At 49.7% G+C, this 22,029-nt stretch carries 20 protein-coding genes; 15 read left to right on the top strand and 5 right to left on the bottom strand.

What is annotated here, in order from left to right:
* The first annotated feature begins 1 nt into the window (after window position 1).
* The 13 genes from XMG48_RS06400 (at window position 2) to dnaB (ending at window position 11,678) form a co-directional block, all read left to right on the top strand.
* On the top strand, window positions 2–1,024 hold the full coding sequence (locus XMG48_RS06400; protein ID WP_173481242.1) for an aminoglycoside phosphotransferase family protein: 1,023 nt from the start codon (window positions 2–4) through the stop codon (window positions 1,022–1,024).
* Window positions 1,025–1,029: 5 nt separating this feature from the next.
* Window positions 1,030–1,707: an N-acetylmuramate alpha-1-phosphate uridylyltransferase MurU gene (murU, locus tag XMG48_RS06395; RefSeq protein ID WP_217363707.1), complete on the top strand. Its 678-nt coding sequence runs from the start codon at window positions 1,030–1,032 to the stop codon at window positions 1,705–1,707.
* Window positions 1,707–2,513 carry a co-chaperone DjlA gene (djlA, locus tag XMG48_RS06390; RefSeq protein WP_173481240.1) on the top strand — a complete coding sequence of 269 codons (807 nt, stop codon included), beginning with the start codon at window positions 1,707–1,709 and terminating at the stop codon, window positions 2,511–2,513. The genes murU and djlA overlap by 1 nt, the downstream gene beginning before the upstream one ends.
* Before the next feature lie 91 nt (window positions 2,514–2,604).
* Window positions 2,605–3,276, top strand: a complete 672-nt coding sequence (gene rpe / locus XMG48_RS06385) for a ribulose-phosphate 3-epimerase (RefSeq protein WP_173481239.1) — start codon at window positions 2,605–2,607, stop codon at window positions 3,274–3,276.
* On the top strand, window positions 3,273–3,953 hold the full coding sequence (locus XMG48_RS06380; RefSeq protein WP_173481238.1) for a phosphoglycolate phosphatase: 681 nt from the start codon (window positions 3,273–3,275) through the stop codon (window positions 3,951–3,953). Before rpe ends, XMG48_RS06380 begins: the two co-directional genes overlap by 4 nt.
* 38 nt (window positions 3,954–3,991) lie before the next feature.
* Window positions 3,992–4,978 (top strand): AEC family transporter, encoded by a 987-nt coding sequence (locus XMG48_RS06375; RefSeq protein ID WP_173481237.1) that lies wholly within the window; start codon window positions 3,992–3,994, stop codon window positions 4,976–4,978.
* 140 nt (window positions 4,979–5,118) lie between these two features.
* Entirely contained in the window at window positions 5,119–6,144 is a 1,026-nt protein-coding gene (trpD, locus tag XMG48_RS06370; RefSeq protein WP_173481236.1) for an anthranilate phosphoribosyltransferase, read from the top strand.
* On the top strand, window positions 6,144–6,953 hold the full coding sequence (gene trpC / locus XMG48_RS06365) for an indole-3-glycerol phosphate synthase TrpC (protein WP_173481235.1): 810 nt from the start codon (window positions 6,144–6,146) through the stop codon (window positions 6,951–6,953). The genes trpD and trpC overlap by 1 nt, the downstream gene beginning before the upstream one ends.
* A gap of 12 nt (window positions 6,954–6,965) precedes the next feature.
* A complete protein-coding gene (locus XMG48_RS06360; protein ID WP_173481234.1) occupies window positions 6,966–7,370 on the top strand; it encodes an OsmC family protein in 405 nt (134 codons plus the stop codon).
* A gap of 144 nt (window positions 7,371–7,514) precedes the next feature.
* Window positions 7,515–7,922: a 30S ribosomal protein S6 gene (gene rpsF / locus XMG48_RS06355; protein ID WP_173481233.1), complete on the top strand. Its 408-nt coding sequence runs from the start codon at window positions 7,515–7,517 to the stop codon at window positions 7,920–7,922.
* A gap of 20 nt (window positions 7,923–7,942) precedes the next feature.
* On the top strand, window positions 7,943–8,173 hold the full coding sequence (gene rpsR, locus XMG48_RS06350; RefSeq protein WP_173481232.1) for a 30S ribosomal protein S18: 231 nt from the start codon (window positions 7,943–7,945) through the stop codon (window positions 8,171–8,173).
* Between the two features lie 87 nt (window positions 8,174–8,260).
* A complete protein-coding gene (gene rplI, locus XMG48_RS06345; protein WP_173481231.1) occupies window positions 8,261–8,707 on the top strand; it encodes a 50S ribosomal protein L9 in 447 nt (148 codons plus the stop codon).
* A gap of 103 nt (window positions 8,708–8,810) precedes the next feature.
* Window positions 8,811–11,678, top strand: coding sequence for a replicative DNA helicase (gene dnaB, locus XMG48_RS06340; RefSeq protein ID WP_173481230.1), 2,868 nt, complete (start codon window positions 8,811–8,813; stop codon window positions 11,676–11,678).
* Window positions 11,679–11,806: 128 nt separating this feature from the next.
* Here dnaB and XMG48_RS06335 read toward each other — a convergent pair whose 3' ends face one another.
* Window positions 11,807–12,406 (bottom strand): glutathione S-transferase family protein, encoded by a 600-nt coding sequence (locus tag XMG48_RS06335; protein WP_173481229.1) that lies wholly within the window; start codon window positions 12,404–12,406, stop codon window positions 11,807–11,809.
* Between the two features lie 2 nt (window positions 12,407–12,408).
* A complete protein-coding gene (locus XMG48_RS06330) occupies window positions 12,409–12,840 on the bottom strand; it encodes a thioesterase family protein (RefSeq protein ID WP_173481228.1) in 432 nt (143 codons plus the stop codon).
* A gap of 88 nt (window positions 12,841–12,928) precedes the next feature.
* Here XMG48_RS06330 and XMG48_RS06325 point away from each other — a divergent pair, with 88 nt between their 5' ends.
* Together XMG48_RS06325 and XMG48_RS06320 are read left to right on the top strand one after the other, a co-directional pair.
* A complete protein-coding gene (locus XMG48_RS06325) occupies window positions 12,929–14,101 on the top strand; it encodes an MFS transporter (protein WP_173481227.1) in 1,173 nt (390 codons plus the stop codon).
* Between the two features lie 157 nt (window positions 14,102–14,258).
* A complete protein-coding gene (locus XMG48_RS06320) occupies window positions 14,259–17,411 on the top strand; it encodes a PAS domain-containing sensor histidine kinase (RefSeq protein ID WP_173481226.1) in 3,153 nt (1,050 codons plus the stop codon).
* A gap of 69 nt (window positions 17,412–17,480) precedes the next feature.
* Here XMG48_RS06320 and XMG48_RS06315 read toward each other — a convergent pair whose 3' ends face one another.
* From XMG48_RS06315 to XMG48_RS06305, 3 genes are read right to left on the bottom strand one after another with little or no spacing between them, the layout of a single operon-like run.
* Window positions 17,481–18,359 (bottom strand): amidohydrolase family protein, encoded by an 879-nt coding sequence (locus XMG48_RS06315; RefSeq protein WP_173481225.1) that lies wholly within the window; start codon window positions 18,357–18,359, stop codon window positions 17,481–17,483.
* Window positions 18,360–18,370: 11 nt separating this feature from the next.
* Window positions 18,371–20,221, bottom strand: a complete 1,851-nt coding sequence (locus tag XMG48_RS06310; protein WP_173481224.1) for a feruloyl-CoA synthase — start codon at window positions 20,219–20,221, stop codon at window positions 18,371–18,373.
* 32 nt (window positions 20,222–20,253) lie between these two features.
* Window positions 20,254–22,026 (bottom strand): acyl-CoA dehydrogenase, encoded by a 1,773-nt coding sequence (locus XMG48_RS06305; RefSeq protein WP_173481223.1) that lies wholly within the window; start codon window positions 22,024–22,026, stop codon window positions 20,254–20,256.
* Window positions 22,027–22,029: the final 3 nt, after the last annotated feature.

Here is a 22,029-nt window from a genome sequence, read left to right as displayed (position 1 = left end):
AATGGGTTCGCGCCAAGCGCAATTAAAAAACTGGGCTAGACAGGTTTGGCCCTATGCCGATCGCGACCAGCTAGAGATTACCCCTGTCAGCGGTGATGCCAGTTTCCGTCGATACTTCCGTGCGTCGACGCCTACAGCAGAGTTAATCGCTGTGGATGCCCCACCAGAGAAAGAGAATTCAGAGCCATTTGTGCGTATCGCTAAAGAGTGGTCTGAAAAAGGCATTCATGTGCCTGAAGTGGTGGCTGATGATCTTGCTTTAGGCTTTATGCTGCTGGAGGATTTTGCTGATCAGCAGCTCTTAGATCGCCTGAAATCCGAAGGTGATGCGTCCTATCTTCAGGCATTAGAGACGCTGTTGGGTATTCAGATGCTGCCGGCTGAGGGCTTGCCCAACTATGATGCCGCCGTGCTGACACGTGAGATGAATCTTTTCCCAGAGTGGTTCTTAGGTGAGATGCTTGGCATCACAGAGGGCTGGGATAGCCTTCTAGAGAAGACCTATCAGCAGTTGATCGAATCGGCGTTCAGTCAACCTCAAGTTTGTGTGCATCGCGACTATCACTCGCGCAATCTAATGCCGTTAGTCGATGGCGGACTGGGTGTGATCGATTTTCAGGATGCATTGATCGGTCCTGTCACCTATGACTTGGTGTCACTGTTACGTGATAGCTACATCGAGTGGCCAGAGTCAACGGTCGCTGAATGGGTAGAAAACTACCGCCTCATGCTGATGGATGTCGGTTTCTCTTTGCCAGACTCAGTAGGGTTTAAAAAGCTCTTCGATCTGATGGGCATGCAGCGTCAGCTCAAGGTGTTGGGTATCTTCTCCAGACTATACCTGCGTGATGGGAAATCGGGTTACCTTAAAGATATTCCATTGACCTTCGAATACCTCTATCGAGCTGCTTCGACCCATTCGGAATTCTCCGATCTAAAAGAGGCGCTATCTGGGCTGATACCTGCCATGCGTCAACACGAGCTGCTTGGTCAGCATATCGCTTCAGAGTGGCCAAAACCGTGAAAGCTATGATTTTAGCGGCGGGCTTGGGAACTAGAATGCGCCCGCTGACACTAACAACCCCCAAGCCTTTGATACCGGCTTTGGGAAAGCCTTTGATTGTTTATCAGATCGAAAATCTGGTTCGCGCGGGCATCACTGATATTGTGATTAATCACGCTTGGCTCGGTGATCAGATTGAGCGAACACTGGGCAGTGGCGAGCAGTTTCGTTGCTCATTGCGATATTCAGCTGAGCAGGAGCCTCTTGAGACGGCAGGTGGTATTCGTAAAGCTCTGCCGATGCTCAAATCAGAAGATTCAGATCAGCCTTTTATTTTGGTCAATGGGGATGTCTATCTCTCCCAAGAGTACTCAGATCTGGATTTAACTCTGGATTCAGACGACCTGGCTAAACTCTGGTTGGTTGATAATCCAAGCTGGCACAGCGATGGCGACTTTGCCCTGTCTGATCAGCGAGTCTCACTTCAGGGTGACGAAAAGCTGACTTTTGCGGGTGTGAGTCTGTTACGACCTTCACAGTTTGATGAGTTGGCGCTTAACGAAAAAGCGGCATTAGCGCCGCTTTTACGCAGAATGATAGAGCAGTCTAAAGTGGCCGGTGCTAAGCTAGGCGGATATTGGAATGATGTGGGTACGGTGGATCGCCTTGCCGATGTTGAAACCTTTTTGAAAGAGGCGGGTTGATGAATCCTCAAGCCATAGGCGAACAAATTTTTCGATACCGTTCCGGTGTAGTGTTAGGTGCACTGGTAGGCCTGTTTACCGGTGGTATCTGGGGTCTGATTTTTGGTGGTTTTTTAGGCTTTCAGTTAGAGCGTGGCATTCGTTCAGCTAAGCAGATGGCACCACAGTTAATCTTCTTTCGAGCGACCTTTGCCGTCATGGGGCGTATCGCAAAAGCGGATGGGCGAGTGACCGAGGATGAGATCGCATACGCCCGCTCCGTGATGGATCGAATGCAGCTCGATGAGTCCAAGCGCCGAGAGGCGATAGAGTACTTTACCGAGGGTAAGTCCCCAGACTTTGATCTGGATCCACTGTTGCGCCCACTTGCTGCAGTCTTTAGACATCGTAATGACCTGCGCATGATCTTTTTTGAATTGCAGATGGCAGCGGCTTTTGCCGATGGTGAAATCAGCGATGCCGAGCGTTTGGTGATTGTCGATATCTGTCAGCGACTGGGTCTTAAACGCGATGCCATTGATGCTCTGATTCGTCGAATGCAGGCGCAAAGCAGTTTTCATCAGCACTGGCAGGGTGGTGCACCGACTCAGCAGCGTATCGATGAGGCCTATGGTGTACTCGGTGTCGATGCCAGTGCCACTGATGCACAGGTAAAAAGGGCTTGGCGTAAGCTGATGAGTCAGCACCACCCTGATAAGCTGGTCTCAAAAGGTTTGCCAGAAGAGATGATGCAGCTGGCTAAAGAGAAGGCACAAGAGATCCAGGCGGCCTATGACCTGATTCGAGAGGTCCGCAAAGCCAGTTAACGGCCCATTAAAAGAGTCTTCAGTTTTTCTTTCTGTTGTCTCTTTTAGCACTGACTTAAAATGAACCCAATTAAACAGCTAGGTTAGACCCATGAAAGATTTTTTGATTGCCCCTTCGATATTGTCAGCGGATTTTGCTCGTTTAGGTGAAGAGGTTGAAAACGTATTGGAAGCAGGCGCCGATATTGTCCACTTCGATGTGATGGATAATCACTACGTTCCTAACCTAACCATTGGCCCAATGGTCTGTAAGGCACTGGTTAACCATGGCATTCAAGCGCCAATTGATGTGCATCTGATGGTTAAACCTGTCGATCGTCTTATCGGTGACTTCATTGATGCTGGCGCCAGCTACATCACCTTCCACCCTGAAGCGTCTGAGCATATCGATCGCTCACTGCAGATGGTGCGTGACGGGGGTTGTAAGTCAGGTCTGGTGTTCAACCCAGCAACGCCGCTGCACTACCTTGATCATGTCATGGATAAAGTCGACATGATTCTTCTAATGTCTGTAAACCCAGGTTTTGGTGGCCAGAAATTCATTCCAGGAACGCTGGATAAGTTGCGTGAAGCACGTCGTCGTATTGATGAGTCTGGTCTAGATATCCGACTGGAGATAGACGGTGGTGTAACGACCAGTAATATTGCAGAGATCGCTAAAGCGGGTGCCGATACGTTCGTTGCAGGCTCTGCGATCTTCAATACCGATGACTACAAAGCAACCATCGACACAATGCGAGCGGAGCTAGCTACCACGCGATGAGACTCTTTGCCGATCAAGCGCCCAAGCTCATCATGTTAGATCTGGATGGAACTCTAGTCGATTCCGTTCCAGATCTTACCGTCGCGGTTGATCAGATGTTGAAAGCTGTTGGTAAACCCGAGGCGGGTGATGCCAAAATTCGAACCTGGGTTGGTAATGGTGCGCATGCGCTGGTCGCTAGGGCGCTGTCGGATGCAATGGACTATCCAGCTGATCTTCAAAATACGCCGGAGTATCAGCACGCCTATCAGTTGTTTCTTCACTACTACGAAGCGTCTAATGGCGTGACGGCTTGTACCTACCCTGGGGTTAAAGAGGCGCTAGCGCGTTGGAGTCAAAAAGGCATTAAGCTGGCGGTTGTTACTAATAAGCCTATGCAGTTCACAACACCATTAATTGAAGGGGTGGGTATTGCTCATCTGTTTGATTTTGTGAGCGGTGGCGACTCGCTACCTAAACGTAAGCCCGAACCTGATCAGTTACTGGATATCATGGTTAAAGCGGGTGTGAATGCCGACGAATCGCTCATGGTGGGTGACTCTTCCAATGACATTAATGCCGCTCATGCTGCCGGCGTAGCCGCTCTGGCAGTGCCTTACGGATACAATCATGGGCGCCCTATTGAAGAGTGCAACCCAGATCAAGTAGTCGAGTCACTGGACTCTTTTCACCACTAATTGGCTATTAACTTTCAAGGATTGATGGTTAGCGCTTTATGGATAAGCTCTCCTTTTCGCTGTTCATTATTTTTGCTGGTCTGGGCAGTGGCTACCTGCTGCGCAGAGTCGTTGAAGCGTCTCTTATTAGGCTCCCTTTTGCGTTAACAACACTCAGTCGTGTGACGCGTGATTTAGGTATCATGGTGATGATACCCATCGCCTTTCTATTAGCGATCTGGGTGCTCGAGTTTACCGATACGACTCTGCTGGCACTGCCTTTGATCTGCCTATTTGCTTTGATAGTCGGCGGTCTGTTGGGGTATGGCTTAGGGCTATTGAATAAACAGGATCGTCCCGGTCGCGCTGTGATGGGTCTAACCACCAGCTTTACCAACATTGGTGCCATGGGCTCCTTGGTGGTCTACCTCTTTTTGGGTGAAGCAGGTTTTGCATTGGTTACCCTCTATCGCCTGTTTGAGGAGATCTTCTATTTTTTGGTGGGGTATCCGGTCGCGCAGTGGGTTTCAGGTAAAGGGAGTGAGGGGCTGACTCGTTTTCAGCGACTCATTAAGGTGATTAAGCAGCCATTTCTTATCGCCATTTTAACGGCGTTTAGCCTTGGGTTTCTGTTTAACCTCAGCGGAATAGACCGCCCTCTATTTCTAGACAGTGCGAATGATTGGGTCATTCCGATCGGGACCTTCAGTATGCTGGTGTCGGTCGGCTTGGGATTGAAAGTGACCAGTATCGCGCGCTACGCCAAATATTCACTGCAAGTGGCCATTACCCGCGTCACTCTGGTACCGCTGTTGACCCTCTCTATGGCCTGGTTGGTTGGATTGGGCGAATACGCCGGTGGCTTGGCGCTCGGCGTCGTGTTGATATTGAGCTCCATGCCCCCTGCGGTCAACTCAGTGGTGGCCAGCGCCTATTACGATTTGGATGTTGATCTGGCTAACTCAAATTGGATTGTCTCGACGCTTTCGATGGCGTTGGTGGTTCCTTGGCTCTACTTCGCTCTGCATTTAATGCAATTGGTCTAGGATCGCCTAAAGGCTAAGGATTTTCTTCTAAAGAGGTTGCGAACCCGATTGGGATTGGGCATCGTACAGCATCACCAAAAGATAACAGTGATTGTTATAACAGTTGCGCGTGCGCTGCGAGCACGAAGAAAGGAAATACCATGGATATTAAAGAGGCATTAGCCTTAGTTGTTGCGGGGCATCACCTATCGCGTGATGAGATGACCGCGGCTATGCGCCAGATCATGACAGGTGAGGCGACCGACGCACAGATTGGTGCTTTTCTAACAGCGCTTCGCATTAAAGGCGAAACGGTAGAAGAGATTACCGCAGCAGCCGATGTTATGCGCTCTCTAGCAGTGCCGGTGAGCGTCACAGACCCTCAAGCGGTGGATATTGTCGGTACAGGCGGTGATGGTTCAAACCTGTTTAATGTCTCTTCTGCGACCTCGTTTGTTGTCGCAGCTGCGGGCGGTACTGTAGCAAAGCATGGTAATCGTTCGGTCTCTTCAAAATCAGGTGCTGCAGATCTTCTTGAGGCGGCGGGGATTCACTTGGCGCTGAACCCAGAGCAGGTGGCTCGCTGTATTGATGAGGTGGGAGTCGGCTTTATGTTTGCGCCTCAGCATCACAGTGCGATGAAGCATGCCATCGGTCCTCGTCGTGAGTTGGCGATGCGCACGCTGTTTAATGTTTTGGGTCCTCTGACCAACCCAGCGGGTGCCAAGCACTACCTCATGGGTGTGTTTGATGAGTCTCTATGTCGTCCTATGGCTGAGGCTTTGCGCAGCTTGGGTGCCGTGCACGCTTTGGTCGTTCACTCTAATGATGGTCTGGATGAGATCTCGCTTGCGACCACAACGCAGGTGGCAGAGCTGAAAAACGGTGAAGTGACTGAGTATGAAATTACCGCTGAAAGCGCCGGTTTAGAGGCGCAAACCTTAGAAGGTTTGCAGGTGGCTGATGCGAACGAAAGTCTTGCTCTGATTCGAGCAGCGATGAGTGGTGCCAACCCTAAAGCAGCCGATATGGTAGCGCTGAATGCGGGTGCTGCACTCTACGCGGCAGACAAGGTTGAATCACTTAAAGCGGGTGTCCAGTTGGCGGTCGAGACGATCGCATCCGGTGCGGCGTTAGCGAAAATGGAAGAGCTGGCTCGTTTCAGTCAGGCGTTTAAGGAAGCCTAATGTCAAATATCCCAACGGTACTAACCCGAATTATTGATCGTAAATTTGAAGAGATTGCCGAGCGTTCAGAGCAGGTCTCTATCACTGATCTGAAAGCTCAAATTGAAGCGAACCGAGGCGGTGCCACTGATCCGCGCGGTTTCGTGAAATCGATGCGAAATGCATTGGCAGAAGGTCGCTCGGCCGTCATTGCTGAGATTAAAAAAGCGAGCCCCAGTAAAGGGGTGCTACGTGAACAGTTCCACCCAGCTGATATCGCGCAATCTTATGCCGTCGGCGGAGCAAGTTGTCTGTCGGTATTGACCGATGTTGATTTCTTTCAGGGGGCTACTGAGTACCTACAGCAGGCTCGTGCAGCCTGTTCGCTACCGGTCATTCGCAAAGACTTTATTGTCGATGAGTACCAGGTCTATGAAGCGCGTGCCATGGGTGCGGATTGTATACTGCTGATCGTCTCGGCGCTGGATGATGCCAAAATGAAAGAGCTCAACGACCTAGCTATATCGCTGGGTATGGATGTGCTAATCGAAGTGCACGATCGTGACGAGCTGCTCCGTTCTCTGCCGCTGGGCAACACCCTAGTGGGTATTAATAACCGTAACTTGCACACCTTTGACGTTAGCTTAGATGCCACCATACAGCTGTTGGCGGACATTCCTGATGATCGTATTGTAGTCACCGAGAGTGGTATTTTAGGGCCCGACGATGTGGCGCTAATGCGTCAGCATCAGGTAAACGCCTTCTTGGTGGGTGAGGCATTTATGCGTGCCGACGTGCCGGGTGAACGTCTGGCTGAGCTGTTTAAATAAAAGGATTTTATTATGCATGTTGAAGTGAGCTGGGAAGGGGAAGAGCGTTTTAAAGCGATTACCGACTCTAAGTTTGAAGCACATATTGATCGTGATTTAGAGACTGGGCCGCGTCCAATGGAATACATCCTGGTTGGCTTAGGTGGCTGTGCCAGTGTTGATGTCATGAGCATTCTGAAAAAAGCGCGCCAAGATGTGGTGAGCTGTGTTGCCTCCATTGATGCAGAGCGAGCAGACGCTGTGCCTGCTGTCTTCACTAAGATCCATCTGACCTTTAAGGTCACTGGCCACAATCTTAAACCGGCCGCGGTTGAGCGCGCGGCTCGTTTATCGGCAGAGCAGTACTGTTCAGTCTCTAAGATGTTGGAAGGCGGTGGAGTCGAGATTACTCACAGCGTGGAGATCAACGACGTATAATCCCGCACTGGACTTGCAAAAGGGCGCGCAGATCAGTATGATCACGCGTCCTTTTTTATATCAACCTCCTTGCTTTTGGAAAGATCGGCTGTAAAGGGGCCGGTCACTGACGATCCAAAGGCTAATAAACCGTAAGGAGCTACAATGCGTCACTACGAAGTACTGTTCATGGTTCACCCGAACCAGAGCGAGCAAGTGCCTGCAATGATCGAGCGTTACACGACTCTGATCGAAGGCGATAACGGCAAGATCCACCGTCTAGAAGACTGGGGTCGTCGTCAATTGGCTTACTCAATTAACAATGTACACAAAGCACACTACGTTCTTATGAACATCGAAGCTACTCAAGCTGTAATGGACGAGCTAGAAAACTTGTTCCGCTACAACGATGCTGTGCTACGTAACATGGTTATTCGCACTAAAGAAGCGATCACAGAGCCATCTCCAATCAAAGCTGCTGAAGCACGTGAAGAGCGTAAGCCTCGTCGCGAAGAGCGTCCAGCGCCAGCTAAAACTGAAGAAACTGCTCCAGCAGCAGCTTCTGAAGAATAATTTAAGTAGGAGATATTCAGATGGCACGTTTTTTCCGTCGTCGTAAGTTCTGTCGTTTCACTGCAGAAGGCGTTACTGAGATCGATTACAAAGATCTAGACGTCCTAAAAGGTTACATCACTGAAACTGGCAAGATCGTACCTAGCCGTATCACTGGTACTAAAGCTAAGTACCAGCGTCAGCTAGCTACTGCTATCAAGCGCGCTCGCTACGTAGCACTTCTTCCATACACTGACGGTCACGACCGTTAATAGTGATTGATAGCTCTATAGCTATCTTTGGGTGATTGTTTAATTTTTTACTGCAGGTATACCTGCAGCCTAAATGAGGTTTGAGAGATGGAAGTTATCCTCCTCGAGAAGATCGGTAAACTAGGTGCACTAGGCGATAAAGTTAACGTTAAAGCTGGCTTTGGTCGTAACTACCTGATCCCACAAGGTAAAGCAGTTTCTGCAACTGCTGCCAACGTTGCACGCTTCGAAGAGCGTCGTGCTGAACTAGAAGCGGCTGCTGCTGAAGCACTTGCTGCTGCGACTGCACGCGGTGAAGCTCTAGAAGGCAAAGAAGTAACTATCACAGCTACTGCTGGTGATGAAGGTAAACTGTTCGGCTCTATCGGCGCACGTGACATCGCAGAAGCGATCACTGCGGCTGGTGCTGAAGTAGAGAAGAGCGAAGTTCGTCTTCCAAACGGTGTTCTACGTAACATTGGCGAATACGAAATCGTTGTTCAACTACACGCAGAAGTATCTGCTACAGTGAACCTTAAGATCGCTGCTGAGTAATCAGACGCTTTCTTAAAAAAAACCGCGCTTCGGCGCGGTTTTTTTATGCCTAAACAGGTATAGTTACTTGCTCTAATCATTTTATTTCTGCAGTAATTAGACCATGCTCGATTTCCAAGACGACGATCTCACACAGGCCAAAGTACCCCCTCACTCGATAGAGGCGGAACAGTCGGTGCTGGGTGGCTTGATGTTGGACAACAACGCATGGGACGTTGTGTCGGAAGTCTGTCTGGAACAGCACTTCTACACCGGTGGGCATCGCATGATGTTCCGCACCATGCAGAAGTTGATCGATCAAGGTCGTCCAATCGATGTGGTGACGCTTTCTGAAGAGCTGGACCGTACCGGCGAGCTGGAACGTGCTGGCGGGCTAGAGTATCTAGTTGATCTTGCGCGCAACACGCCAAGTACATCCAACATTCGAGCCTACTCAGAGATCGTCCGCGATCGTGCCTTGCTGCGTCAGATGATTTCGGTCTCAACAGAGATCTCAGACTCCTCCTTCTTCCCTGATGGTCGTTCGGCCGATGAGGTGTTGAATGAGGCGGAATCTAAGATCTTTCAGATTGCAGAGAACCGTCCCAACCAGAGTGGCCCTCAATCGGTTAACCCACTGCTTAAAGCGGCCGTTGAACGTATTGATGAGCTGTTCAGTAATGGCGATGCACTGACCGGTCTAACCACTGGCTTTGACGACCTGAACGAACGCACCGGTGGTCTCCAGCCGTCAGATCTGATCATCGTCGCCGCAAGGCCATCGATGGGTAAATGCATTGTTTCAGGTTCACGATTAGTCGATCCTAAAACGGGTTCACGATTAACGATCGATGAGATGGTTGCCGAACAATATGGTTCAGTTACTGCAGTTAATGATCAGTTTAAGTTAGTGGAGGCCCGTGCTTCACAGTTTGTGGATGATGGCGTTAAACCTGTATTTGAAGTCAAAACCGCACTCGGTCGATCGATTAAAACAACGTTAACTCACCCATTTTTAACGGGTAAAGGGTGGAAGAAACTAGCCGATATTTCCACTGGTGAAAAAATTGGTGTGCCAAGGGTGCTGCCAATTTTTGGCTCGACACCCTTGCCAGAGTATCAAGTTAAAGCACTGGCTTATTTCTTAAGCGATGGCGGTACCACGCAAACTAACCCCATCTTTACTAATGTAAATAAAACCATTGTTGCTGACTTTAAACAGGCCGTTGAACAGTTTAATTCGGTTAAGGTGACTCGTACGAGTTACGATCATCGTGCGCCAAGCTACCGTGTTTCTGGGCGCTCTGAAAATACCAATCTAATGAGAGTTAGATTTGCAGCATATTTAGAAAACGCGATGCAAAGGTTTGGACTCTCAGGTAAGTCGTTAGCCAATAGATTATCACTCCAGCCGTCGACAATTAGTGCCTGGCGTAATGCCGTTTCTGTGCCAAATCCATTAGGTTACCAGTCCCTTTGTGATTTTTTTGGAAGCGAATTTCAACAGGAGACTCATGAGGTTTATGAGTCTAGTTCAACGTTAATTAACCCGGTGACAGTGTTCTTGAAAGAGCAGGGTGTTTGGGGTTGTTTAGCGCATGAAAAGGTTATTCCAGAAGCAGTTTTTAGCTTGCCAAAAAGTCATTTGAAGCTCTTCCTAAATCGTATTTTTGCATGTGATGGTGGAGTCTCATTCAGTTCAACTGGGCAGATTCGGATTAGTTACAGCAGTGCCAGTGAATCCCTAGCGAGTGATATCCAACATTTGCTTTTGCGTTTTGGAATAGTTGCCAAGCTAAGAACTAAGACGCACCACAAGCGTGACCAGTTCGAAGTTGAGCTGATTTCGCGCGAATCGATAGAAACCTTTATCACTCAGATAGGAATGATTGGTAAAGAGGATCGTCTTGCAAAAGCCAAAGCTGAGTTGTCATTAAAAAGATCTCACACAAACCGAGATGCACTGCCGGATTCAGTCAACGACTATATCCTTGAACTGAAAGGCGAGCAGAGCTGGCCAGATCTATTTGCACAGAAAGGGTTAGAGTGTCCGAATGGATTTAATCCACATTTACAGGGTGTAAGTAAGCGTTCGTTAAGTCGCCAAAAAGCTCGTTTTTATGCAGAGCTCTTTGATGATAGCTATCTGATGAGTCTCTCTAGTTCTGATCTATATTGGGATGAGATAGTTTCGATCGATTATGTTGGAAATGATCAGGTTTATGATTTAACCGTCCCTGAACTACACAACTTTGTCGCTGAAGATATTTGTGTCCATAACACCACCTTCGCTATGAACCTGGTGGAAAACGCCCTGATGGGGGACGATAAACCGGTTCTAGTCTTCAGCCTCGAGATGCCTGCCGCTCAGTTGATGACACGTATGTTGTCATCGCTTGGTCGTATCAACCAGACGCGTGTACGTAACGGTCAGTTGGAAGATGATGATTGGCCAAAGCTGACTGCGGCCGTCAACATGCTGAAGAACAAACCCTTGTATATTGATGATCAGCCGGGTATCAGCCCCAACGAGATGCGAACCCGTGCCCGTCGTATTGTGCGTGAGCATGGTGAAATCGGCATGATTATGGTCGACTACCTGCAGTTGATGCAGATTAAGACCGGTAAGAGTGAAGGGCGAACTGCCGAGATCTCTGAGATCTCTCGCTCGTTGAAGGCGCTAGCGAAAGAGATGAACTGTCCAGTGGTGGCACTGTCGCAGCTTAACCGTTCCCTAGAGCAGCGCCCAAATAAACGCCCAGTGAACTCCGACCTTCGTGAATCGGGCGCGATCGAGCAGGATGCCGACGTCATCATGTTCATCTACCGTGATGAGGTTTACAACGAAGATTCACCCGAGAAAGGCGTTGCAGAAATCATCATTGGTAAGCAGCGTAACGGCCCGATCGGTACTACTCGATTAGCCTTTATCGGTAAGTACACCCGTTTCGAGAACCTGGCACACAGCTACGAATATCCACCGGATGAGTAAACAGCAGGAAAGTGACTGGCTTTAGCCTGTCATCTGCTGTTGCAGCCTTTTCTAGAGATTCACTGTTTGTAGTGAGCGGATGACAGGCTGAAGCCAGTCACCAAGACCTTGGGAGCTCGCTGACACCGTCAATAAAACTCGGTCAGATGAAACGGCTCAGATGCTTTTAACGGCTTACACCACTCTACCAGTTTCGCTCTTTCGGTCGCGTTCATTTCTGGAAAGCGAAACTCTAAGTATTCAAGCGCACACAGTAATAGTATCTGGCCCATTCCAGGCGTGGCTCCAACGACTCTTGGCGGGTGTTCAGCGAGCTCATCTAACAGGCGTTCAATGGCTCGTAAGCGACGAGTAGGTAGTACGCTGTTACGGTTCTCGTCAGTCGCCAGTGATTTGTTAAAGAGCATCATCCAGACGGTTGCATCGAGTAAACCGATGGCTCTGCCTGCCAGCGACATCTCTTGAATGGCTTGAGCATTGGGAAAAAGCGGAGGGTTGGGTGCGTGGCGCTCCAAGTACTGCATGATCAGCAGGGTTTCGGTCAGGGTAGTGCCATCATCCAGAATCAGCGTGGGGACTTTGACACTGGGGTTGGCCTGAACCAGTTCAGGAGTGTTTGATGCGGGATCAACCCAAACCATGCTGCACTCTGAGTCTAGCCCTTTAAGCATGATCGCGATGCGCACCGCCCGTGCATAGGGCGAGGTATGTGAGAGCATTAACTGCATGGCTAAGCCTCTTTCATCAGGTTGGCACGGAACTGCTCTGGCAACGTCACCACTTTGCGTGCGTCATAATTAAAGAAGACGATGCCAGTTTTTACGTGGGCTATCTCAACGGCTGTGGCTCTGTTAGTCATCAGATAGAAGATGTCGCAGCCATACTTGTTGAAGTCCCCGACCGTGATGTCGATCTGAATTTGGTCACCATGGAAGCCTTCCGCTTTGTAGACAATGGCGCTGTCGGTCATGATGATGCCTAACCCCTCCACGTCCAACTCTGTATACCCGTACTGTCGCAAAAAACGGGTACGTGACTCGTGTACAAAACTCAGCACACTGTCGTTACTTAGATGGTTTGCGTAGTTGATATCGCTTATACGAACATCCATTACCGTCGAAAATAGGTAGTTATCGGGCATATCAATTTTAATACGTGCCATGGGCGGTGAATCCTTCTTGTAACACTAATCCCTATATGAGAACTTAGCCTGTTATCGCACACAGCACTAGTGCTTTTAAGGAAATCTTATGTCTTCTGCCTCAACCAATGTAAAACTCTACCCCGTTGCGCAAGCGCTAGGGGCTTCAACCCCGCCGATCATCATCTCTTTAGGTGGCCTGGTCAGTCTCTCTCTTAATGCACCGCAAGACCTGATCACCATGCCGGTGTTTCTGTTCAATTTAGGGGTTGCGCTCAGTACTTTGCCGGCTGCCTTTATGGTGCGTCAGTTCGGTCGAAAAGCCGCTTATCTGTTTGCCGCCATGGTCTGCGTATTGGCAGGAATTGTGGCAGGGACGTCGATCATCAACCAGTCGTTTATCTGGTTCTGTAGCGGCACCTTCTTGGCGGGTTTCTACGCAGCGCATGTTCAGAGCTACCGATTTGCCATTACCGAAGGGGTGGCGAGTGAAGAGCAGGGTAAGGCGATATCACGCGTTATGATTGGTGGTCTAGCCGCTGCGATTATTGGTCCACAGGTCGTTGTCTGGACCGAAGGTGCACTAGAGGCGCAATATGCTGGTAGCTTCCTGTCGATGTCCGTGCTGGGTGTGTTGGCCATTGTACTACTGACTCAGCTTAAACCGGTGGAGTCCGCCTCTAAAGCGAAGTCGGGTGGCTCAAAGCTAGAAGCGCTGGCTCTGCTTAAACGCCCAGCCTATCTCACAGCGGTTGCTGCCGGTGTGGTCTCCTATGGCTTAATGGCCTTTGTAATGACAGCTGCACCGATCGCCATGGTCTCGCACGGTCACGAGGTACATCAAGCAGCACTGGGTATTCAGTGGCACGTATTGGCGATGTTCGCGCCAAGCTTCTTTACCGGGAAATTAATGGCTGAGTATGGCAAAGCGCGTATCACAGCCATAGGACTTCTACTCATTGCGCTCTCTGGTTTGATCGCTCTGTTTGGCTTGGAGCTGACCCACTTCTGGGGATCGCTGATTCTGCTGGGCATCGGTTGGAACTTTGGCTTCATTGGCGCAACGGCCTTGGTGGCGCAGAGTGTTTCAGAAGAGGATAAAAGCGTTGCCCAAGGCTTGAACGACTTTTTGATCTTCTCAATTGTGGCGATCGGCTCGTTTATGTCCGGTTTGCTTCTCAACTCGACCAGCTGGCAGGTACTAAATTTGGTGATCTTCCCGATTGTTGCGCTAGTACTTGGGTTGATGTTGTTTAACCAGAAAAGTTCTTGCAGAGAGTAAGTTGGCCTAAATATTGCTTAACTATTGTGTTGGGCTTTATAGAGCTATTTTAGCCCCATTGGATAGATATCAGTGTTGCAATTTTGCTAATCCACTCTAAATTTTTGCAAATTGCAACGCAAATAAATAATTAGATGTAATTGATTAATTCAGAACTATGGTCACACAACAAGAGATTTTTGAAAAGTTAGCACTGAAAGCGGCGTTCTTAATGGCCTTGCTCTCTTTGCCCTCGTTAGCGTTGAGTCTTTATGGCGCTCTAATTGATGATGCTGCTTTTGTCCCAGTCATGGTACAGACGCTTCTCGTTCTATCTCTGATTTTAGCTGCGATTCCTGCCGTGCCGATGGGCTATAAACAACGCCTGCTTGTCACGGTTATCGTACTGTTCATTGCAGGAGCGGTTGCCACACTGCGTTACGCTAACCCGACCATTGGGTATACCTACACCATTATTATCTCGCTGATTGTTGCTTTGATGCTCAATCGATTAGGCGGCTATTTAGCCTTAGCGGCTATGAATATCTTAGTCGGTGTGGTGGCGGTTTTGCTGTTTGATCTGACGCCGATTCGTGTAGCACTGCAGTTTGTCACCTTTACCGGTACGACTGCGATTGGGCTGGAGATTATCTTCACGCTGATTCAATACCATAGCCAACAAGGCGAGGTACTTGCAGAGGAGATGGAGCGTCAACAGGTCGTATCGTCCGAAGCGGATATCGGATTTATGGAGTTTGATTACGAATTAGGGCAACTGGACGGTGATGCCACTATTCAGTCACGTTTTGGTCGAACCGTTGGCGACGGACCATTCCCGTTGGACGACTATGCACATCTTTTCCCAACCTGGAGTTGGAAGGTTTCGCAATCAATGATCGCAGAGTTCTCTCAGAAGTCTGTAGGTACTGTGGTTAATTTTACTAACGCTATGACCGGTCTGTTAGATGGAAAGGAATATCACTACCGCATCACCGGTGTGAACATGATGCGTGAAGGGCGACTTAAGTTCGTCGGTGTCTCTATTAATATCACAGAAGAGAAGAATGCCCTCGAAAAGGCTAAAGATTTAGGCGGCCAGATAGAGCTCGTTTCGGGAGCAGGTGGCGTTGGTCTTATCGAAATTTTCCCTGATACCCATACCTTTAAGTGTAATCCTGAGGTTTCTAAGCGTTTAGCCGTTGAGCACTCAGAGTCAGAACGTGACTTAGAGCTTTTCTATGCCCACCAAACAGAAGAGCTTCGCGCTCAGTTTTTAACCCAACGACAAGCCTTAGTTGGTTCGCCTGATGGCGAGCTGCAAGTTTTTGTGCATCCGTTTTACTTCGCTAACGGAGACCTCCATTACATGCGCGTTTCTCGCATAAAGCGGGAGGTGAATGGTCGCGCAAGTTTCTTGGGGCTGTCGCTGGATATAACTGATGAGGTGCAAGCCAAGGAGCAAGCAGAGAAACAGGCGGAGCAGCTAAACCTGCTAGCGATGAGTGGCGAGGTCGCCTACTTCGAGGTGGATCTTGAGCGCGGTCTGATAGACGGCAATGCACTTCTGAAACAACGCGCCGGACTGCCTGCCGATGCACCGGCGTTTCCGATGGCTGAGATTGTCTCAAGTATTCCGGTTGAGTCTAGAGCAGAGTTCGAAGCAAATGTGCAGCGCGCTATCGAAGTGGGCCTGGGTGGTGTGACTACCTTTGAACACCCTTACTACAAACACGATGGTGAGTTGATCTATGTGCGCATTACGGCGACAACACAGATGCTCCGTGGCCGGTTGCATGCGCTGGGTGCTTCGGTAGAGATCACTGAAGCTGTAAGAGCTCGGCAGCAAGCAGAGAAGCAGGCGGAGCAGCTTAAGCTGACTACCGAGCAAGGCAAGATTGGTCTCTATGAGTTTGATCTTGAAAAAGGGGTTATGCATGCGAACTCGGTATTGTGCGAACGTTTTGGGGTTGATCCGGAGCTAGGTGAGATCTCCCAAGAGGTAATGCTTGATAATCTCGCTGAGGAATCAAGAGCCAGCACGCTTGAGCATATTGAGCGGGGCAAGACTGCACCTGAAGGATACTTTGCAACATCGACGGTTGACCATATCTTTAGCGATGGCTCAGTCCATAAAATTCGTATCTTCGAGAAGCTTGAGCGTCGTCAGGGGCGTCCATTTTATGTGGGGGCCTCAGTGGATGTTACGGACGAGGTAGAGGCCCGTGAGCAAGCTGAAGCTGCAATGTCCAAGCTCGCCCAGCAGCAGGATCGCCAGGCCCAGATGTACGCCGTAATCGGCCACGAATTGCGTACCCCCGCCGCCAGTCTGCAGATGATGCTCGATGATCTTGAAGAGGGAGAGACACTGGATAATGCTCTTGTCGGTAGCAATATTGAGCATCTGTTGGGTGTAATCGATACTTTGCGTGCAGTGGCTCAGCCGGAACGTATGGCGCAAGCCGCATTTAAAGATGTTGTGATAGATGAAATTCTCACGGCTCAGGTTGCAAACCTGTCGGGTCTTGCAGAGCGATCGGGTGTCGAACTTACCGCGAATTTATCGAGTTTAACCAGTGACTCAGTTCATATTCAGTCTTCGTTACTCAGACAGGTCACCGCGAACCTCATTAAAAACGCCATCATTCACTCGGGTGGGGATAAGGTTCACCTCCATGCCAGTAGCGAATTAAAAGGGGATCACACCAGAGCGCTGACGATTCGAATCTCTGATAACGGTAAGGGTATTGCTGACTCTAAAATAGATACCCTGTTTGAGGCATATCAACGCGGTGACACTAACGCAGAGGGAACCGGCTTGGGTCTGTTTGTCTGCAAAGAGATAGTGTCTTTGATGGGCGGGGATCTTCATTATGAAACCTCTGAACAGGGCGGCGCTGAATTTGTGATCGAGTTAGTGGTCAAACTATCCAAACAGACTAGTGAAACTCCAGAGCCGATCGATAATCCACTGGAGGGTAAGCGAGTCTTGATGGCAGAGGATAATAACGTCATCCAGATGCTAACCGCCAAGATGTTGAAAAAGCAGGGCGCTAGTGTGGTTGTTAACAGCGATGGCCAACAGGCACTTGAAGCCTATGCCGAGGGTGCTTTTGATCTGGTGTTGTCTGATATCTTTATGCCGGAACTGGATGGCTACGGTCTAGTGAAAGGGCTGCGTGAGAGAGGCTATACTGGCCCCATTGTCGGTCTGACGGCAGCCACCATCGGCGCAGAGACCGATCTTATGTTAGAGGCCGGCGCTGATATCGTGATCTCTAAACCGATCGAACTTGCTAAACTCCAAGCCTTCTTGATTGAGTATGACAAATAAGCAGTGCAGTAAGTGAGTTCAGACAATAAAAAACGGGCCCTAGAGGCCCGTTTTTGTCAGTTTGAAAGGTTATTTCAAACCGAGAATGCGTGCAGCGTTCTCTTTCATGATCAGAGGTTTTACCTCCTCTTTAACGTCGAGTTTTTCGAAGTCAGCAATCCAGCGATCAGGTGTGATGACAGGCCAGTCAGAACCAAACAGCATCTTCTTCTTAAGCATACTGTTCATGTACTGCAGCAGGATTGGTGAGAAGTACTTCGGAGACCAACCAGATAGATCCATGTAGACGTTTGGCTTGTGTGTCAGTACTGACAGCTGCTCTTCCTGCCATGGGAAGGCTGGGTGTGCCATAACGATGGTCATGTCTGGGAAGTCCGCAGCGACGTCATCTAGGTAGATTGGCTGAGAGTACTTAAGACGCATGTTCATGCCGCCTGGAGCACCCGCACCTACACCGGTTTGACCAGTGTGGAATAGGGCGATAGCACCCTCTTCAGCGATCGCTTCGTATAGAACGTACGCCGAGCGATCGTTCGGGTAGAAGCCCTGCATGGTTGGGTGGAATTTGAAGCCTTTCACACCAAACTCACGAACAAGACGACGCGCTTCGCGAGCACCTAAGCGGCCTTTAGCAGGGTCAATAGAGGCGAACGGGATAAGGATGTCATCGTTCTCAGCACAGATGCGCGCTACTTCTTCGTTTTCGTAACGCTTGAAGCCGGTGTTGCGTTCTGCGTCTACTGGGAAGATAACCGATGCGATCTTGCGCTCACGGAAGTAAGCCGCAGTCTCATCGGGTGATGGCATCATGTTGTGGCCAGCTGGGTTCTTGAAGTACTTCGCGAACGCTTCTTGGAACTCAAAGTAGCCGTCATCACGATCACAAGAGCAGGGCTCTTCCGCGTGTGTGTGGAAGTCGATGGCGATGATTTCGTCTAGATTAATCATTCTCTATCCCCTTAAAGTGAGATCACGTGGTCATCAGATGACTCAACGTATAGTGATTCCATTATATCAGCACGGCGAGCCATGACAGCGCGCTGGTTGATCGAGCCCTTGTCTGTGATCTCGTTGCCGTCGATCGATGGCAGTTCAGACAGTACTGTGATGCGTTTAACGCGTGTTGAACTACCGGTACTGGTGCCCGCCATCTGTTCAAGACGTTCTGCCATCACCTCTTTGACGTGTGGTTGAGCAACCAATGTCTCGTTGTCCATCTCTTTGCCACCCGGCACCAGTGCTTGCAGGTGCGCCCAATCTGGGAAGATCATCGCAGCAATGTAACCACGGTCACGGCCACAGATTACGGCATCTTGCACATAAGGAGCAAAGTGGTGAATCAGTGATGCACGCAGTGTGCCTACGCTGACCCAAGTCCCGGTATCGAGTTTAAAGTCTTCAGAGACACGGCCATCAAACAGAAGGCCGCGGTTAGGTTCGTTCGCGTCGATCCATTTAACCGCATCGCCTAGACAGTAGAAGCCCTCTTCATCGAACGCTTTCTTAGTCTGCTCTTCGTTACGCCAGTATCCAGGGGTGATGGTAACCGCTTTCACGCGGATTTCTGTTTTGTCACCGTTAGGGATGAGCTTAAGCGTGATGCCGGGTGCTGGGCTGCCAACAACGCCTGATGCAGACTCTTCAACGGATGCGAACAAGACAGACGGTGCCGTCTCAGTGGCGCCAAGACCTGTCACCATAGGTACTTTCTTACCAGTGTGTTCAACCGAAAGCTCGTCAAGCTGATCCCAGACGTGCTGAGCTAGGCCAGCACCGGCGAAGAAGAACATCTTCAAGTTTTTGAACAGCGATTTAGCGATTTCAGGGTTCGCTTTTAGCTCTTTCGCCATCAACTCGTAGCCTTTAGGCACATTGAAGTAGATGGTTGGCGAAATCTCTTTGAGGTTCTCCATAGTGTGGTGAATCATCTTCGGTACCGGTTTACCTTCATCAATATAGAAAGTACCACCGTTGTAGATCGCCATACCGATGTTCTGGTTACCACCAAAGGTGTGGTTCCATGGTAGCCAATCAAGAATAACGGGCTTCTCATCTTTCAGGAATGCGTAGACCGAACGCACCATCTCTTGGTTTGCACAGATCATCTGCTGAGTGTTGATCACCGCTTTTGGCATGCCGGTTGAACCGGAAGTCCATAAGAACTTTGCGATCGCATCACCAGTTAGAGCGGCGTGTGTTGCGTCAGCTTCTGCTGAAGCTTCGCAATTGAGCGCCAGGTCAAGGTGGGTCACATCATAGCTTAAGCCATCCGTTGCGTGGTCTGCTGAACAGGTCAGTACTGGTGCTTTATCGATGTTAACCGCGTCAATGGCATCACGGTAAGGACCTAGGTTATCGGTAAAGATAAGACCCGGTGTCAGTGTGTCAAAGACGTGACGCAGTTTGCCGTAGTCGCTCGAGATTAACGAATATGCAGTCGAGATGGGTGAGAAAGGTACACCGATGTACATCGACGCTAGAGCAACCAATAGGTGTTCTGTCGAGTTGCCTGACAGGATAACCACTGGGCGATCGTTGCTCAGGTTTTGCGACAGCATCCAGCTGGCAATTGAACGTACACGCTCAAGTGTCTGTGCGAAGGTGAGTGATTCCCACTCACCATTTTCACCGCGCTGGCTGATCAGTACAGTGTCTGGGGTCTCTTTAGCCCAGTGAACCAGTTTATCGGTTAGCTTAACTGGGTAGTCAGCCAATGGCTCTGCACTGGTGACGTATTGCACGCCTTCGGCAGCGTTCTCAATCGTCACGCCGAAGTCGTTGATATTTACTGAATGAAATTCTGCAGTCATTTTTATCTCCTGATGCCTAATGCATCTAAGCGTTAAGCATCAAATTTGTAGTCCGCAATTCCGTCAGCTGCGGAATTGAAGTTAGCCACTTTTGCATACACCTGAGGTAACTGGTGCGCATTGTAGAACTTGGCTAGCGCGATCATGTTGCCAAAGAACTCTGGATCGTTGCTCTGTTCAGCAGTTGCTTTCAATGCAATCTCGCCAAGTTGCCATGCTGTCAGTAAGAAGCCCAGTGCATCCAGCATTGGGACTGCGCCAGCATTCAGTTGCAGTAGATCAGCCTCTTCAGCCATCAGGGCAGGGAGGGTGTCACGAACGGCTGCGGTTGCTGCGGTAAGGTCCTGGCCCAGTTTGGCAAGATCCGTGTTTGCAGTGAGCTCATTAGCGACAGCATCGATCTCTTCAAGTAACTGAGTCAGTGCTACACCCTTATCCATACGAATCTTACGGAACAGCAAGTCGCTACCTTGAACACCGGTAGTACCTTCGTAAATGGTCGTGATGCGAGCATCACGCATAAACTGTGCAACGCCCGTCTCTTCAACAAAGCCCATGCCGCCAAATACCTGAATGCCGGTACCGGTCATTAGGTTGGCCTGTTCGGTCGCGAAGGCTTTAAAGATTGGAGTGAGTAGTGCAATACGCGACTCTGCTGCAGCTTTTTCAGCTTCGTCCGTTGCGTGTTCTGATTGATCAAACAGTGCTGCGATTAGGTAACCTAACGCGCGCTGACCAGTCGCAAATGACTTCATGGTCATTAGCATACGCGCAACATCGGGGTGCTGTGCGATGGCTACGCGACGCTCACCAGTAGCAAAGTGACGACCCTGTGGACGTTCAAGTGCATATTCACACGCCTGCTGATATGCGATTTGAGAAAGAGCTACACCCTGTACACCGACAGATAGGCGAGCTTCGTTCATCAGAATGAACATTGCCATCAAGCCTTTGTTCTCTGGACCGACTAATTCGCCGAAACAGTTGTCCTTGTCACCGTAGCTCATTGAACAGGTCGGGCTACCGTGTAGACCGGTTTTGTGTTCGATGCCGGTACAGACAACGTCGTTAAATTCACCCAGTGAACCATCGTCATTAATACGGTAAGTGGGTACAGCAAATAGAGAGATGCCACGGCTACCTTCAGGAGCATCCGGTGTGCGAGCTAGAACAAAGTGAACCTTGTTCTCAGTCATGTCGTGCTCACCGTAGGTGATGTAGATCTTTTGACCTTTAATTAGGTATTGGCCGTTATCCTGAGGAATCGCTTTGGTTTTGAGCTCACCCAAGTCAGTACCAGCGCTAGGCTCAGTTAAAGCCATGGCAGCAGTCCATTCGCCGGTGATGAACTTCTCGATGTAACGCGCTTTCTGCTCTTCCGTGCCGAACTTCATTAGGATTTCACTACAGCCCTGAATGACTGCGTGGAACATGACAAACGAAAGGTTAGCGCTATGCCACATCTCGTTAACAGGCTGCGCGATGAATTTAGGCAGCTCCTGACCACCGAAATCCATAGGTAGGGCTAGGCCCATCCAGCCGTCTGCTGCGAACTGATCGAACGCCTCTTTCCAACCGGTAGGTGTGAAGACTTTGCCATCTTCAAAGCGACAACCTTCGTTGTCACCCACAGCATTCATTGGCGAAAGCGATTTTCCAGCCAGTTCACTGGCCGCTTCTAGAATGGCTGCCACAGTATCGGCATCGAAATCAGCCAAAGCTTCATTGGCGTTCAGACCGGTATTTTCAACAGCGTTCTGAACCAAAAACTGCATCTCTTTTAGCGGAGCTTGATAGTCACTCATCGT

It is taken from the genome of Marinobacterium sp. xm-g-48, assembly GCF_013282925.1.
Lineage (GTDB): Bacteria > Pseudomonadota > Gammaproteobacteria > Pseudomonadales > Balneatricaceae > Marinobacterium_E.
Note: the sequence above shows the minus strand (reverse complement) of the source record. Positions and strands in the feature narration are given on the sequence as shown.